General features: G+C 73.9%; 11 protein-coding genes. 2 read left to right on the top strand and 9 right to left on the bottom strand.

Features of this window, described 5'->3' with window-relative positions; translation table 11 throughout:
• Positions 1-29: 29 nt before the first annotated feature.
• From KYY02_RS26465 to hrcA, 6 genes are all read right to left on the bottom strand, one after another.
• Positions 30-3,272, bottom strand: a complete 3,243-nt coding sequence (locus tag KYY02_RS26465; protein ID WP_503167877.1) for a S41 family peptidase — start codon at positions 3,270-3,272, stop codon at positions 30-32.
• 47 nt (positions 3,273-3,319) lie between these two features.
• On the bottom strand, positions 3,320-3,847 hold the full coding sequence (locus KYY02_RS26460; protein WP_371242142.1) for a hypothetical protein: 528 nt from the start codon (positions 3,845-3,847) through the stop codon (positions 3,320-3,322).
• Positions 3,848-4,031: 184 nt separating this feature from the next.
• Complete coding sequence (locus KYY02_RS26455; protein ID WP_371242140.1) at positions 4,032-4,772, bottom strand: 16S rRNA (uracil(1498)-N(3))-methyltransferase; 741 nt, start codon at positions 4,770-4,772, stop codon at positions 4,032-4,034.
• Positions 4,769-5,842, bottom strand: a complete 1,074-nt coding sequence (locus tag KYY02_RS26450; RefSeq protein WP_371242138.1) for a nitronate monooxygenase — start codon at positions 5,840-5,842, stop codon at positions 4,769-4,771. Before KYY02_RS26450 ends, KYY02_RS26455 begins: the two co-directional genes overlap by 4 nt.
• 235 nt (positions 5,843-6,077) lie before the next feature.
• Positions 6,078-7,214 (bottom strand): molecular chaperone DnaJ, encoded by a 1,137-nt coding sequence (gene dnaJ, locus KYY02_RS26445; protein WP_371242136.1) that lies wholly within the window; start codon positions 7,212-7,214, stop codon positions 6,078-6,080.
• Positions 7,214-8,230 (bottom strand): heat-inducible transcriptional repressor HrcA, encoded by a 1,017-nt coding sequence (gene hrcA / locus KYY02_RS26440; RefSeq protein WP_217127857.1) that lies wholly within the window; start codon positions 8,228-8,230, stop codon positions 7,214-7,216. Before hrcA ends, dnaJ begins: the two co-directional genes overlap by 1 nt.
• Before the next feature lie 171 nt (positions 8,231-8,401).
• Between hrcA and KYY02_RS26435 the strand changes: the two genes are divergently transcribed.
• A complete protein-coding gene (locus KYY02_RS26435) occupies positions 8,402-9,130 on the top strand; it encodes an MBL fold metallo-hydrolase (RefSeq protein WP_371242134.1) in 729 nt (242 codons plus the stop codon).
• Between the two features lie 34 nt (positions 9,131-9,164).
• Complete coding sequence (locus KYY02_RS26430; RefSeq protein WP_371242132.1) at positions 9,165-9,971, top strand: DUF3097 domain-containing protein; 807 nt, start codon at positions 9,165-9,167, stop codon at positions 9,969-9,971.
• Positions 9,972-10,150: 179 nt separating this feature from the next.
• On the opposite strand, the gene hemW is transcribed toward KYY02_RS26430, so the two are convergent.
• The 3 genes from hemW to KYY02_RS26415 form a co-directional block, all read right to left on the bottom strand.
• Positions 10,151-11,383: a radical SAM family heme chaperone HemW gene (gene hemW / locus KYY02_RS26425; protein WP_371242130.1), complete on the bottom strand. Its 1,233-nt coding sequence runs from the start codon at positions 11,381-11,383 to the stop codon at positions 10,151-10,153.
• A 27-nt stretch (positions 11,384-11,410) separates the two neighbouring features.
• The gene (locus KYY02_RS26420; protein ID WP_371242128.1) at positions 11,411-13,522 is read right to left on the bottom strand and encodes a SpoIIE family protein phosphatase; all 2,112 of its coding nucleotides are present in this window, start codon (positions 13,520-13,522) and stop codon (positions 11,411-11,413) included.
• 237 nt (positions 13,523-13,759) lie between these two features.
• A complete protein-coding gene (locus KYY02_RS26415) occupies positions 13,760-15,634 on the bottom strand; it encodes an AMP-dependent synthetase/ligase (protein WP_371242126.1) in 1,875 nt (624 codons plus the stop codon).
• Between the last annotated feature and the right edge of the window lie 230 nt (positions 15,635-15,864).

Below are 15,864 nucleotides of genomic sequence, written 5' to 3'. Positions count from 1 at the left end.
GCGGGCACCGGACCACGCGACGCCCCGGCTCAGGGCAACGTCGGCGGCGCCTTCGCCGGTGCGTCCTGCAGCGCAGCCAGCGCCAACCGCACCGCCTCGTCCAACTGCACGTCCCGCCCCGCCGCGTGATCCTGCGGCCGCTGCACGACCTCCACATCGGGATCGACCCCGTGGTTCTCCACGTCCCACCCGTGACCCTCGAGCCAGAACGCGTACTTGGGCTGGGTCACCAGGGTCCCGTCGACCAGGCGGTACCGGCTGTCGATCCCGATCACGCCTCCCCACGTCCGGGTACCGACCACCGGCCCGATCCCCAGCGCCCGGATCGCCGCGTTCACGATGTCCCCGTCGGACCCGGAGAACTCGTTGGCGACGGCGACGACCGGTCCCCGGGGCGCGTCCCGCGGATAGCTCTCCGGCCGCATCCCCCGGGGCAGGTCCCACCCCACGACCCGCCGGGCCAGCTTCTCCACCACGAGCTGCGACGTGTGCCCGCCCCGGTTCTCCCGCACGTCCACGACCAGCCCCTCCCGCAGCACCTCCACCCGCAGGTCGCGGTGGATCTGCGCCCAGCCGGGCGCCTGCATGTCGGGGACGTGGACGTACCCCAGCCGTCCGCCGGACCTCTCCAGCACGTACGCCCGCCGGTCCGCGACCCACGCGTGGTACCGCAGCGGCTCCTCGTCGGCGAGCGGCACCACCACCGCGTGCCGCGGCTCGCCGCCCCCCGCCGGCGACACCGTCAGCTCCACCGGCTTCCCCGCCGTCCCCACCAGCAACGGCGCGGGCCCGGTCACCGGGCCGACCGGCTGCCCGGCGACGGCGACGATCGCGTCACCGGGCCGTACGGCGACCCCCGGCGCGGCGAGCGGCGAGCGGGCGTCCGGGTCGGACGTCTCCGCGGGCAGGATGCGGTCGACCCGCCACCTGCCGTCCTCGTGGCGGGAGACGTCCGCGCCGAGCAGCCCCTGCCGCGCACCGTCGCCGTGGCCGCCGCGCGGGATGACGTAGGCGTGCGAGGTGCCGAGCTCGCCGTGCACCTCCCACAGCAGGTCCACCAGGTCGTCGTGGGTGGCGAGCCGGTCGAGCACGGGCCGGTACCGCTCCAGGACCCCGTCCCAGTCCACGCCGTTCATGTCGGGGCGCCAGAAGTTGTCCCGCATGATGCGGCCGTTCTCGTCGAACATCTGCCGCCACTCGGCGGCCGGGTCGACGAACTGGCGGACCCGGCCCAGGTCGACGGTGATGTTGGTGTCGCTGTCGTCGTCGCCGGAGGCGCGCCGGTCGCTGGGGACGACCTTCAGCCGCCCGTCGGTCCACAGCAGCACCCGCTTGCCGTCGCCGCTGACCTCGAAGTGGTCGGCGTCCACGGCCAGGTGCTCGGTGCGCTGCTGGGCGAGGTCGTAGCGTTCCAGGTCGGTCTTGGAGTCCGGGTCGTCGGGTGTGGCCCTGGACGCGCCGAGCACGCCCCGCACCGGGTGCCGCAGCCACAGCACGCCGTCCTTGGCGGCGCGCAGGTCGGTGTAGCGGGCGGCCTCCACCGGGAACGGCACGATGCGGTCGGCGAGGCCGTCGAGGTCGATGCGGGTGGTGGGGGTGCCCTCGCTGTCGGGGGTCTCGTCCCGGTCCGGTGTCTCGAAGGGCCGGCCGTGCCGCTGCGGGCCGAACGGCGACGGGGTGGTCGCCGCGAGGGTGATCAGGTACGGGCGTACGCCCTCGACGAAGGCCAGGTCGAAGACGTGCTCGTCGTAGACCGGGTCGAAGGAGCGGGCCGACAGGAACGCGAGGTGCTTGCCGTCGAGGGTGAAGGCGGGCGCGTAGTCCTGGAACCGCAGCGGGGTCGCCTCGGTGACCGACAGGTCGGTGGTGTGGACGAGCTTGAGCTGGCTGAGCGGGCGCGGGCCGGGGTGGGACCAGGCGAGCCAGGAGGAGTCGGGCGAGAAGGCCAGCCCGGAGACGTCGCCGTCCTCGCTGCGGTCGACCTCGCGGACCTCGCCGGTCTCCCGCTCGACGAGCAGGACCCGGCCGTCGTGGGAGGCGACCGCGGCGCGGCTGCCGTCGGGTGCCATGGCGAATTCCGTGACGCGGCCCAGCCGCCCGGCGGCGATCCGGCGCGGGGTGACGCCCGGAGCGAGCCCGGTGGCGGGGGCGAACTCCAGGGCGTCGTCGCCCTCGGCGTCGGTCACCCACACCACCCATTCCTCTCCGTCCACCCGGAAGGTGCGGGGCCGCCTGGCCCGTACGCCCGGGGTCGCGGCGAGCGCGCGGGCGGGACCGGCCCGGTGGGTGACCCAGTGGACGGTGCCGCGCACGCAGACGGCGCTGCCGCGCGCGGTGTGGTCGGGGGAGGCGGAGCCGAACCAGCGGGCGGCGTTCACCGGGAACGGCTGGAGGTCGACGCGCTGCCCGCCGAGCCGGACGCCGAGCCGGCGCGGCCCGTCCCCGTCGAGGTCGTCCAGCAGCCACAGCTCACCGGCGCTGGAGTAGACGACCCGGCTGCCGTCGGTGGCGGCGTGCCGGGCGTAGAAGCCTCCCCCGCTCCCGGCTTCGCTCGAGCGGGAGATGCCCCCGAGCGGGGTGTGGCGGCGCAGGTCGGAGCCGTCGGCGAGGGAGGAGTACAGGGCTCCGGTGCCCTCGTGGTCGGAGAGGAACGCGATCCTCTCCCCCACCCACAGCGGATCCTCGATGTTCCCGTCGAGGTCCTCGTGCAGCCGTACGAACTCGCCGTCGCCCTCGCGGTCGATCCACAACTTGCCCGCCGTACCGCCCCGGTACCGCTTCCACCAGGCGGCCTCACGGCTCATCGGCGCGGACAGCAGCACGGTGTGCGGTCCGTGGGCGACGTCGCCGACGGGGCCGTACGGCAGGGTGGCGGCGGGGCCGCCGTCCAGGGGGACGGCGCGGGCCCAGGTGCGGCGGAAACTGGCCTGGCCCTGGGAGCTGGTGACCAGGACCCGTCCGTCCGCCGTCCAGCCCCGTGTCCGGGTGGTGGTGCTGCCCCAGTGGGTGAGGCGTCTGGCGGGGCCGCCGTCGACGGGCGCGACGTGCACCTCGGGGGCGCCGTCGCGGGTGGAGGTCCAGGCCACGGTGGCGCCGTCGGGTGAGATGCGGGGCCGGGTCACGGGCACGTTGTCGGCACTGACCCGCCAGGCCCGTCCGCCGTCGAGCGGGGCGAGCCACACGTCGTCCTCGGCGGTGAAGGCGACCAACTCGCCGTGCAGATGCGGAAACCGGAGATAAGCGGCGGATGCGACCGATGCGGACTGTGTCACCCGGTCACCCTACGCAGGCACGGGCGGTCCTGGACAGGGGTTTCCGGTCACTTGCCCTCGACGGGACGACACGACGGGTACTGCTCGCACCACACGGTCGTCGTGACGGTCACGGTGACGGTGGGGTCCGGGCCGCGTCGTGTGGGTTCGCCCACGCGCGACGGGCTGGTGGAGTCGCAGTCGCCCAGGCCGTCGACCCGGAACACCTGCTTTCCGTCGACCTTCGCGGTGATGTTCCCGCGCACGCAGGAGCCGTTGACGGCGTGGGTGATCTCCCCGGTGACGGTGATCTCCTTGCCGTCCCGGGTCTCGCCCTGGCAGTCGACGGAGGCGACGGTGTCCCGGCCCGCCTTGTCCCCGAAGGACCCGGTGCAGCTGAGCCAGCGCACGTCGGCCTTCCGCCGGTTGAGCTCCTTGGTGACGGTCTCGTCGGTCGTGAACGCGACGGACGCGGAGCTGAGTCCGCCGCCCTCGCACGCGGCGGCCCCGGCGACGGCGGCCACGGCGAAGCCGGCGGCGAGCGCCTGCCGCCGCCACCGACGCGCCCTCCGCGGAACCCTTCTCATCGCCCCCATGAACGGCAGACTGCCACCGTCACGGGCGGGGCGGTAGGGCGCATACGGCCACGTGCTCCTTCCCGCCCCCGGGGGCTGCGCCCCCGCAGGGGCCGATTCGGCCCCTGCGGCGTCCGGGGAGCGGGGGCCCGGGGCAGCACCCCCCGGGACGGGACGAGTGCGGACGCGGGCGGAAACCCTCAGGTCAGGACCAGCGGCCCGTGCGCCCGAGCAACAGCGCCGCCGCGGCCGTACCGGCGGTGGAGGTACGCAGCACACTGCGCCCCAGCCGGTAGGCCCGCGCGCCGGCCTCCTCGAAGAGCGCCAACTCCTCCGGGGAGACACCGCCTTCGGGACCGACGACCAGCACGATGTCACCGGAGGCGGGGAGTTCGGCACTCGCCAGGGGCTCCGTGCCGCTCTCGTGGAGCACGGCGGCGAACTCCGCTTCGGCGAGAAGTGACGCAACCCGCTTGCTCGTCGCCGTGTCCGCGACCCGCGGGAAGCGCACCCGGCGCGACTGCTTGCCGGCCTCCCGGGCCGTCGCCCGCCACTTGGCGAGGGACTTCGCTCCCCGCTCACCCTTCCACTGCGTGATGCAGCGCGCCGCCGCCCACGGCACGATCGCGTCGACGCCGACCTCGGTCATCGTCTCCACGGCCACCTCGCCCCGGTCGCCCTTGGGCAGGGCCTGGACGACGGTGAGCCGGGGTTCCTCCGGGGGCTCCTCGGTCACCGAGTCCAGTTGGACGATCAGGCGGTCCTTGCCCTCGGCGCCGAGCACCACGCAGTCCGCCCAGCGGCCCGCGCCGTCGGTGAGGACGACGTCCTCACCCGCCCGCAGCCGCTTCACGGAGACGGCGTGCCGTCCCTCGGGGCCGTCGAGCACGTGACGGCCCCCGCCGCCCGTGTCGAAGTGGTCGACGACGAACACCGGCGCGGTCATCGGGCGCCTCCCGCCGACAGCGCCGTCCGGGCGGCGGCCAGTTCGGCGGCGAGCACCTCCACCAGCTGCCCGGCGGGCAGCTCGCGGGCCATCCGGTGGCCCTGCCCCGCCCACAGCGCCAGGCCCTGCGCGTCGTCGGCCTCGGCGGCGGCCTTGCGCAGGGGCGCGGTGAGGTGGTGGACGTCGGGGTAGGCGGCGGGCGCGTACGGGCCGTGCTCGCGCAGGAAGCGGTTGACCAGGGCGCGGGCCGGCCGGCCGGAGAAGGCGCGGGTCAGCTCGGTGCGGGCGTACAGGGGGTCGGTGAGGGCCTGCTTGTGCAGGGCGTGCGCGCCGGACTCGTGGGTGGCGACGAAGGCCGTGCCGAGCTGGGCCGCGGCGGCGCCGGCCGAGAGGACGGCGGCGATCTGGCCGCCGCGCATGACGCCGCCGGCGGCGACGACCGGGATGCCGACCGTCTCCCGGACCTGGGCGACGAGGGAGAGCAGTCCGACCCCGGAGCCGTCCGCCTCCGGGTCGTCGCGGTGGGCACCCTGGTGGCCGCCGGCCTCCACGCCCTGCGCGATCACCGCGTCCGCGCCGGCCCGCTCCACGGCCCGGGCCTCCTCCGCGGTCGTGGCGGTGACCAGCGTGAACGTGCCGGCGCGGCGCAGCGAGTCCAGGACCTCACGGGCCGGCACGCCGAAGTGGAACGACACCACCGGCACCGGATCGTCCAGCAGCACGGCGAGTTTGGCGTCGTAGCCGTCGTCGCGGCCGCTGTCGGGGTCACCGAGCGCGGTCTCGTACCAGGAGGCCTCACCGGCCAGTTGGTGGGCGTAGCCGTCGACGGCGGCGGGGTCGGCGGTCTCCGGCTGCGGCAGGAAGAGGTTGACGCCGAAGGGGCGGGAGGTCAGCCCCCGCACCTGCTTGATCTCCTGGTACATCCCGTCCGCGGTCTTGTACCCGGCGGCCAGGAAACCGAGTCCGCCCGCCTGGGACACGGCGGCGGCGAGCTGCGGCACGGCGACACCGCCCGCCATCGGCGCCTGCACGATCGGGTGCGGGCAGATATCGGTCAGCACGGAGGACATGACGGCATGTTGTCACGTCCCCCGCCCGACTCCGAATCCGCCCTTCCTCCCGGCGTGAGCCACTTCTCGGCAGGACGGCGGCGCGGGCCCCGGCTCCCGCCGAACGGGTGCGTCAGCGCCCGTCGAAGGCGTCCTTCAACCGCGGGAACAGCCCCTGCCGACCGGGCCGACTGCGCCCGCCCGGGGGACGCCCCCCGGACCCCCGGCAGAACACCACCCGCCCCGCGCCATCCGGTCAGCGCCCGTTGAAGGCGTCCTTCAACCGCGAGAACAGCCCCTGCTGACCGGGCTGGAACTGTCCCGTGGGCCGTTCCTCGCCCCGCAGCTTGGCCAGTTCCCGCAGGAGGCGTTCCTGCTCGGGGTCGAGCTTGGTCGGGGTCTGGACCTCGACGTGGACGACGAGGTCGCCCCGGCCGCCGCCGCGCAGGTGCGTGACGCCCCGGCCGTGCAGCGGGATCGACTGGCCGGACTGGGTGCCGGGCCGGATGTCGATCTCCTCCATGCCGTCCAGCGTCTCCAGCGGCACCTTGGTGCCGAGGGCCGCCGCCGTCATCGGGAGGGTGACCGTGCAGTGCAGGTCGTCGCCGCGCCGCTGGAACTGCGCGTGGGGGAGCTCGTGGATCTCCACGTACAGGTCACCGGCGGGACCGCCGCCGGGCCCGACCTCGCCCTCGCCGGCCAGCTGGATCCGGGTGCCGTTGTCGACACCGGCCGGGATCTTGACCGTGAGGGTGCGCCGGGAACGGATCCGGCCGTCGCCCGCGCACTCCGGGCACGGGGTGGGGACGACGGTGCCGAAGCCCTGGCACTGCGGGCAGGGGCGGGAGGTCATGACCTGGCCCAGGAAGGACCGCGTGACCTGCGAGACCTCACCTCGGCCCCGGCACATGTCACAGGTCTGCGCGGTGGTGCCCGGAGCGGCGCCCTCGCCGCTGCAGGTCGTGCAGACGACGGCCGTGTCGACCTGGATGTCCTTGGTCGTGCCGAACGCGGCCTCGTCGAGCTCGATGTCGATGCGGATCATCGCGTCCTGGCCCCGGCGGGTGCGCGAGCGCGGCCCGCGCTGCGACGCCGTGCCGAAGAACGCGTCCATGATGTCGGAGAAGTTGCCGAAGCCACCGGCCCCGAAGCCGCCCGCGCCGCCACCGCCGGCCTGCGAGAGGGGGTCGCCGCCGAGGTCGTAGACCTGCTTCTTCTGCGGGTCCGACAGCACCTCGTAGGCCGCGTTGATCTCCTTGAACCGCTCCTGCGTCTTCGGATCAGGATTGACGTCCGGATGCAGCTCGCGGGCGAGCCGCCGGAAGGCCTTCTTGATCTCCTCCTGCGAAGCGTCGCGGCGCACGCCGAGTACGGCGTAGTAGTCCGTGGCCACTACGACTCCGCCAGGATCTGTCCGACGTACCGTGCCACTGCGCGTACCGCTCCCATCGTTCCCGGGTAGTCCATGCGGGTCGGTCCGACCACGCCGAGCTTGGCAACCGCCTCGCCGCCCGAACCGTAGCCCACCGACACGACGGACGTGGAGTTGAGTCCCTCGTAGGCGTTCTCGTGCCCGATGCGCACGGTCATGCCCGAATCCCCCGCCTCACCAAGCAACTTGAGGAGCACGACCTGCTCCTCGAGCGCCTCCAGGACGGGCCGGATCGTGAGGGGGAAGTCATGTCCGAAGCGGGTGAGATTGGCGGTGCCGCCGATCATCAGCCGCTCCTCGTTCTCCTCGACGAGCGTCTCCAGGAGAGTGGAGAGCACCGTCGAGACCGTACCGCGGTCCTCGGCCTCGAACGCCTCGGGGAGGTCCTCCACCAGGCTCGGCACATCGGCGAACCGACGTCCCGCGACCCTGCTGTTCAGGCGGGCCCGCAGGTCCGCCAGGGAGGACTCGCCGAACGGCGCCGGGCAGTCGACCATACGCTGCTCCACCCGGCCGGTGTCCGTGATCAGCACCAGCATCAGCCGCGCGGGGGCGAGGGACAGCAGTTCCACGTGCCGCACGGTGGAGCGGGTCAGCGACGGGTACTGCACGACGGCGACCTGCCGGGTCAGCTGCGCGAGCAGCCGCACGGTCCTGGCCACCACGTCGTCGAGGTCGACGGCACCGTCGAGGAAGTTCTGGATGGCCCGCCGCTCCGGCGGGCTCATGGGCTTGACGCCGGCCAGCTTGTCGACGAACAGGCGGTAGCCCTTGTCGGTGGGGATGCGTCCGGCGCTGGTGTGCGGCTGGGCGATGAAGCCCTCGTCCTCCAGGGCCGCCATGTCGTTGCGCACGGTGGCCGGGGAGACGCCGAGGTTGTGCCGCTCGGTGAGCGCCTTGGAGCCGACGGGCTCCTCGGTGCCCACGTAGTCCTGGACGATGGCGCGCAGCACCTGGAGCCTGCGTTCACTGAGCATCGCGCACACCTCCAGAAGCCTTCCGCGCGGTACCTTCCCTGTTCGCCTGGCACTCTTCGTACGCGAGTGCCAGACTTTCCCGCCCAGTGTACGGCCGGTGGGTGCACCCCGGGCAAGGCCGGTCCCCGCGCCGTCGCGCCGGGCGGTGCCGTCCCCCGATAGCGTCCCGGTATGACCGTGACTTGGGAAGAGCCGGGATGGGAGCGAGTGGCAGCCGGGGTGGGACGGCGCCGACTGCCGGTGTGGGACTGCACGGTGGGGCTCGTCGTGGGCCCGGTCGGCCTGCTGCTCGTCGACGCGGGCTCCGGTCCGGGCGAGGGCGCACGGTTGCGGACGGAGGTGCAGGCGCTCACCGGTCGTCGTGTGACGCATCTCGCGCTCACCCACCCCCACTTCGACCACGTCCTCGGGGCGGCGGCGTTCGCGGGCGCGGAGGTGTTCGGCGCGGTGGGTGCGGACGCGGTGCTGACGGGCCGCGGGCGTGAGGAGCTGCGCGCGGACGCGGTGCGCCACGGGCTGGACGCGCGGGCGGCCGAGGAGGCCGTGGACGCGCTGGTCCCGCCCCGGCACGCGGTGCGCGGCGAGCGGACGCTCGACCTGGGCGGCGGCCGTCAGGTGCTGCTGGCGGACGTGGGCCCCGGGCACACCGCCCACGACCTCGCGGTCCTGGTCCCCGGCGACCCGGAGGTGGTGTTCTGCGGCGACCTGGTCGAGGAGTCGGGCGAGCCGCAGGCCGGCCCCGACGCCGTGCCGTCCCACTGGCCGGCCGCCCTGGACCGGTTGCTGGAGCTGGGCGGTGAGGACGCGCGGTACGTCCCCGGCCACGGCGCGGTGGTGGACGCGGCGTTCGTCCGGGCCCAGCGCGACGCCCTGGCGGCCCGTTTCGGCGTGTCGGACTGATCACCGCGGGCGGGATCCTCGTATCGTCGTCAGAATGCGCCAGTACTCCGCCGATCTGACCCCTCCGTGGAAGAAACCGCAGCCCGTCCCCGAGGTCGCGGCCGAGCCGGGCCTGGTGGTCGAGGAACCCGGTACCGGCTTCTGCGGCGCGGTGATCCGCTGCGAGGCGGGCACGGTGACCCTGGAGGACCGCTTCGGGAAGCACCGGGTGTTCCCGCTGGAGCCGCGGGGTTTCCTGCTGGAGGGCCGCGTGGTGACGCTGGTGCGGCCGTCCGCCGGTCCGGTGCGTCCCGCCCGTACGGCGTCCGGTTCGGTGGCCGTTCCCGGCGCGCGGGCGCGGGTGGCCCGCGCGGGGCGCATCTACGTGGAGGGGCGGCACGACGCGGAGCTGGTCGAGAAGGTGTGGGGAGACGACCTGCGCATCGAAGGCGTGGTCGTGGAGTACCTGGAGGGTGTCGACGACCTGCCGTCGATCGTCGAGTCCTTCGCGCCGGGGCCGGACGCGCGGCTGGGCGTCCTGGTGGACCACCTGGTCCCCGGCTCGAAGGAGTGGCGGATCGCCGAGGCGGTGACGAGCGAGCACGCGCTGGTGGTGGGCCACCCGTACATCGACGTCTGGGAGGCGGTGAAGCCGGCGTCGGTCGGCATCGAGGCGTGGCCCCGGGTGCCGCGGGGGCAGGACTGGAAGACGGGGGTGTGCCGGGCGCTGGGGTGGCGCGTGGCGAACACCGGGGAGGCCTGGCAGCGGATCCTCGGCTCGGTGCGCTCCTACCGGGACCTGGAGCCCCAGCTCCTGGGCCGCGTGGAGGAACTGATCGACTTCGTCACGGCACCGTCCTGACAGGTGTGCTTCCTCACCCCGCCGCTCCTTCCCGCCCCGGGGCCCCGCGGCCCCGGCGACCGCTCCTCGAACGCCGGAGGGGCCGCCGTCAGCCTGTCCGGCGTTCGGGGACGAGGCCCTCGGGGCCGGCGGGGCGGAGCCCCGGTCGGGCGGGAAGGGGCCGCGGGGGCGAGGAAAGGTCAGTCCACCAGATCCCGCACCACCGCGTCGGCGAGCAGCCGCCCCCGCAGGGTGAGGGCCGCACGGCCCCCGTCGTACGCCCCCTGCCGGAGCAGCCCGTCCGTCAGCGCCCGCCGCGAAGCCGCCAGTCCCTCCTCCTTCAGCAGGGACAGCGGCACGCCCTCCTCGAGCCGCAGCTCCAGCAGGATCCGCTCCACCCGCCGGTCCTCGTCCGACAGCAGCTCACGGCCCGCCCCCGGCGACCGCCCTGCCGCCAGCGCCGCCGCGTACGCGCCCGGGTGCTTGACGTTCCACCAGCGCACCCCGCCCACGTGCGAGTGGGCGCCGGGCCCCGCGCCCCACCAGTCGGCGCCCCGCCAGTACAGCTCGTTGTGCAGACAGCGGCCCGCGTCGGAGGTGGCCCAGTTGGACACCTCGTACCAGTCGAAGCCCGCCGCCGACAGCGTCTCCTCGGCGATCAGGTACCGGTCCGCGTGGACGTCGTCGTCGGTCCCGGGGACCTCGCCGCGACGGATGCGGCGGGCGAGCCGCGTGCCCTCCTCGACGATCAGCGCGTACGCCGAGACGTGGTCGGGACCGGCGTCGATCGCCGCGTCCAGGGACGCCCGCCAGTCGTCGTCGGACTCCCCCGGCGTGCCGTAGATCAGGTCCAGGTTGACGTGTTCGAAACCGGCCGCGCGGGCCTCCGTGACGCACGCCTCGGGGCGGCCGGGGGTGTGCGTGCGGTCCAGGACCCTCAGCACGTGCTGCCGGGCGCTCTGCATGCCGAAGGAGACGCGGTTGAAACCGCCCGCGCGGAGGGTCGCCAGGTAGGCCGGATCGACCGACTCCGGGTTCGCCTCCGTGGTCACCTCGGCGTCCGGCGCCAGCCCGAACTCCTCGCGGATCGCCCCCAGCATCCGTACGAGGTCGTCGGCGGCCAGCAGGGTGGGAGTACCGCCGCCGACGAACACCGTGCGGACCTCGCGCGGGTCGTCCCCCAGCACCTTCCGCGCCAGGCGGACCTCGTCGACCAGGGTCCCGGCGTAGTTGTCCCGGGAGGCCAGCACGCCGCCGCTGCCGCGCAGCTCGGTCGCGGTGTAGGTGTTGAAGTCGCAGTAGCCGCAGCGGGTCGCGCAGTACGGGACGTGCAGGTAGAACCCGAGGGGACGGTCGGCGGCCCCGGCGAGTGCGGACGCGGGCAGCGCGCCGTCGGCGGGGACGGGCTCACCGTCGGGGAGTGCGGAAGGCATGTGCTCCATTGTCCCGCACCGGTGGCGTCACTCGGCCTGCAGCACGAGCAGGGCGAGATCGTCGGCCGGCGGGCGGGCCCCGAAGGCGTGCACGAGCTGGGTGATCCGTTCCGCTATCAGCTCCGCGTCCATCCCCGCGCACCCCGACAGCGCCGTGGCGAGCCCGTCGCCGTCGTCGAACTGGCGGGAGCCGGAGCGCCGCTCGGTGACCCCGTCGGTGACGCAGAGCAGGGTGTCGCCGGAGTACATCTCGAAGGTCTCACTGGTGTAGGTCGCGTCCTCGACGACCCCGAGCAGGGTCTGCGGCCGGGCGACGGCGCGGACCGAACCGTCGGGGGCGAGCAGCAGGGGCAGCGGGTGTCCGGCGGAGGCGAGGGTGCAGCGGACGCCGCCGTCGAAGGGGACGAGCTCGCCGTAGAGGAGGGAGAGGAAACGGGTCTGGGGGCCGTCGCCGGGGGTGGTCGGGCGGGCGCCGGCGGCCACCAGCGCGCGGGCGGCGGCGTCGGCGGCCTCGGTGGCGTCGTCGAGGAGGAGCTGGTTGAGGCGGTCCAGGACGTCGGCGACGTGGTACCCCTCGCGGGCGAGCAGCCGCAGCCAGGGCCGGGCCAGGCCGATGACGACGGCGGCCTCGGGCCCCTTGCCCTGGACGTCGCCGACGGCGAAGCACCAGCGGCCGCGCCCGGCGGGGAAGAGGTCGTAGAAGTCACCGCTCGGTCCGCCCTTGTCGCAGGGTTCGTAGACGAGGGCGCTGCGCACGCCGGGGATCTCGGCGACGGCGCCGGGCAGCAGTCCGCGCTGCAGGACGGCGCTGATGGTGGCCTGGCGGGAGTACCGCCGGGCGGCCCCGATGGCGAGCGCGACCCGCCGTCCGAGGTCCTCCACCAGGCCGGTGATCTCGTCGGGGAACCGGTCGATCCCGCCCCGTCCGATCACCAGCGTGCCCAGCGGGCGTCCGCCGACGACGAGCCGGTAGGCGAGGGCGGCGCCGGGGGCGGTGAGGGTTCCGGGGGGTCGGTCGCCGGCGTCCGGGGTGCCGAGTGCTCCGTCCGGCCACGGATAGGGGGCGGGACCGGCCTGCAGCGGGTCGCACGCGGGCGGTGGGTTCCGCTCCAGGGAACGGCTCAGATCCTCGATGCGGTGCTCACTCGCGTGCCAGACGCGGGCGAGGTGGAGGCCACCGGCCCGGCTCCCCCCGCTCCAGCCTCCGCCGTGGCCGGCGGTCCCGTCCTCCAGCCACACCGCGCACCAGTCGGCCAGCCGCGGCACGATCAGCTGCCCGGTGAGGGAGGTGACCAGGTCCTCGTCGAGCTGCCCGGCGAGCAGGTCGGAGGCCTCCGCGAGGAAGGACAGGGCGCCGCGCCCCAGCCAGGTCCCGTCGCGGCCTGGCCGGCGGGCGAGCCAGTCGTCGCCGTACGAGCCGCCGCGCCAGATGTCACGGGCGGCGCCGGGCGCTTCCCGGTGGCCCGGCGGGCGTCGGGAGACCAGCGGATCGAGTGCGTCCAGCGGGTCGACTGCGTCCAGCGGGTCGACTGCGTCCAGCGGGTCGACTGCGTCCTGTTCCGGCCGGGGCGGCTCCGGCGCGAGGATCTCCGCCACCTTCAGATCGCGCGCCAGCGCGCGCTCCCCGGCGTACGCCTCGATCTGGTCGCCCGCCGCGCTCCCCCCGGCGGCCAGCCGCGCCCACACCGTCTTCGTGCCCGGACGATAGGTGATCCCCCAGGCCTCGGAGAGCGCGGCGACCAGGCGCAGGCCGCGCCCGTGCTCCGGGGTCCCGTACGCCGACGCCTCCGGTTCGTTGCCGCGCGGCGCGCGGGAGGGGTGCCGGTCGGCGACCTCGATGACGAGCGCGCCGGTCGCCTCCTCCAGCCCGCACGTCAGACGCACCTCGGTGCCGGCGTGCACGACGGCGTTGGTGACGAGTTCGCTGGCGATCAGCGTGGCGTCGTCGCCGGCGCGGCCGGTGAGGTGCTCGGCGCCGGGCGGCGCGAGTTCCGCCCACTCGGTGAGCGCCTTGCGCAGCACGGCTCGTGCGGTGCCCGGTGCGAGGGGGCTCCCGGGCAGGGTCGCGTCCACCCACACGCGCTCCCGCGCGCCGGAGGCGCACGAGGTGGTCTCCCGTCGGGTCGGAATGGCCCTCATGGGCAGCTCCCCGGGCAGTTCGTACGAAGAGAACTCGATCGCTGCCGACAGGGTGACAGACCGGCCCCGCTCCCAGGCGCCGAGTCGACGAAGTGAACCGTCATGGGTGAGAACAGTGCTGCGCGCGCGTTCAGGAACGAACAGAAAGCCGTTTTGTTCCGGTCGTCGTGGAAAAAGGGGGCGGGTTCCCGGACCGCACCGGTCCGGGAACCCGCCCCCGCGGTCGCACCGTGACGCTCACGCCTCGCGCGCGCCCTCGTACATCTCCTCGATGAGGTGCTTGTACTCGCGCTCCACCACCGGGCGCTTCAGCTTCAGGCTCGGAGTGATCTCGCCGTGCTCGACGTCGAGGTCGCGCGGGAGGAGGCGGAACTTCTTGATGGTCTGCCAGCGCTGCAGGCCCTCGTTGAGCTGCTTGACGTAGCCGTCGACCATCTCGACCGTGGCGGGCGCGGCGACGATCTCGGCGTACGGCCTGCCCTCCATGCCGTTCTCGGCCGCCCAGGCGGTGATGGCGATCTCGTCGAGGGCGATGAGGGCGGTGCAGTAGTTGCGGTCCGCGCCGTGGACGAGGATGTTGGAGACGTAGGGGCAGACCGCCTTGAACCGGCCCTCGACCTCGGCGGGCGCGATGTACTTGCCGCCGGAGGTCTTGATCAGGTCCTTCTTGCGGTCGGTGATGCGCAGGTAGCCGTCGGCGGAGAGTTCGCCGATGTCGCCGGTGTGGAACCAGCCGTCCTCCTCCAGGACCTCGGCGGTCTTCTCGGGCAGGTTGTGGTAGCCCTGCATGATGCCGGGACCGCGCAGCAGGATCTCGCCGTCGTCGGCGATGCGCACCTCGGTGCCGGGCAGCGGCTTGCCGACGGTGCCGGTGCGGTAGGCCTCGCCCGGGTTGACGAAGGAGGCGGCGGAGGACTCGGTGAGGCCGTAGCCCTCCAGGATGTGGACGCCGGCGCCGGAGAAGAAGTAGCCGATCTCGGGGGCGAGGGCGGCCGAGCCGGAGACGCAGGCGCGCAGGTTGCCGCCGAAGGCCTCGCGGATCTTGGCGTAGACGAGCTTGTCGGCGACGCCGTGCTTCGCCGAGAGGCCGAAGGGGGCGCTCGCGGTGCCGGTGCGGCGGAAGTTGTCCTGGGTGACCTTGGCGTACTCGCGGGCGACCCCGGCGGCCCACTGGAAGATCTTGTACTTGGCGCCGCCGCCGGCCCTCGCCTTGGCGGCCACGCCGTTGTAGACCTTCTCGAAGATGCGGGGCACGGCCGCCATGTAGGTCGGCCGGACCACCGGGAGGTTCTCGATGATCTTGTCGACGCGGCCGTCGACGGCGGTGACGTGACCGACCTCGATCTGCCCGGAGGTGAGCACCTTGCCGAAGACGTGCGCGAGCGGCAGCCACAGGTACTGCACGTCGTCGCCGCTCACCAGACCGGTCGTGGCGATCGCCTTCGCCATGTACGACCAGCAGTCGTGCGGCAGGCGCACGCCCTTGGGGCGGCCGGTGGTGCCGGAGGTGTAGATCAGGGTGGCGAGCTGGTCCCTGGCGATCGCGGCGACCCGCTCCTTGATCAGCTCCGGTTCCCTCTGGAGCCGGGCGGCGCCGCGCTTCTCCAGGTCGGAGAGGGTGATCACGAAGTCGTCGGTCTCGACGCCTGCCGCGTCGACGGCCACGACGTGGGTGAGCTCGGGCAGTTCCGCGCGCTTCCCGACCGCCTTGGCGACCTGCTCGGCGTTCTCCGCGATGAGCACCCGGCTCTGGGAGTCGGACAGGATGTAGGCGGACTCGTCGGCGTTGGTCTGCGGGTAGATCGTGGTGGTGGCGGCGCCTGCGCAGAGGATGCCGAGGTCGGCGAGGATCCACTCGACCCGGGTGGCGGAGGCGAGCGCGACCCGCTCCTCCGGCTGCACGCCCAGCTCGATCAGGCCGGCCGCGATGGCGTGGACCCGCTCGGCGGTGCCCGCCCAGGTGAGGGCCTTCCAGTCGTCCGGGCCCTCGCCGGAGGCCGGTGGGACGGGGTAGCGGTAGGCCTCGGCGTCCGGTGTGGCCGCCACACGCTCCAGGAAGAGGGTCGCCACGCTCGGCGGACGGTTCTCGATCAGTGTCTGTGTGTCGCTCACGACATCCTCCGGGGCCCGCGACGGTGCGGCTGGCTCAGTGGGGCTGGGTTTCCTCGCGCCGTTGTTTAACTCACGAGTAACTATCGAGCACGGACAGAGTAAGGGGCGAGCGGCCACGGCGTAAGGGGTCACGGCCTGCCACTTCACACAGAAAGGGCTACCCCGTGGACGCGCGGGGCCCGCCGTACTCGCGTACGACGGGCCCCGTTACGCCCGGTTCGCGGAGTGAC

Source organism: Streptomyces pimonensis (genome assembly GCF_041380215.1).
Taxonomy (GTDB): Bacteria; Actinomycetota; Actinomycetes; order Streptomycetales; family Streptomycetaceae; genus Streptomyces; species Streptomyces pimonensis.
Note: the sequence above shows the minus strand (reverse complement) of the source record. Positions and strands in the feature narration are given on the sequence as shown.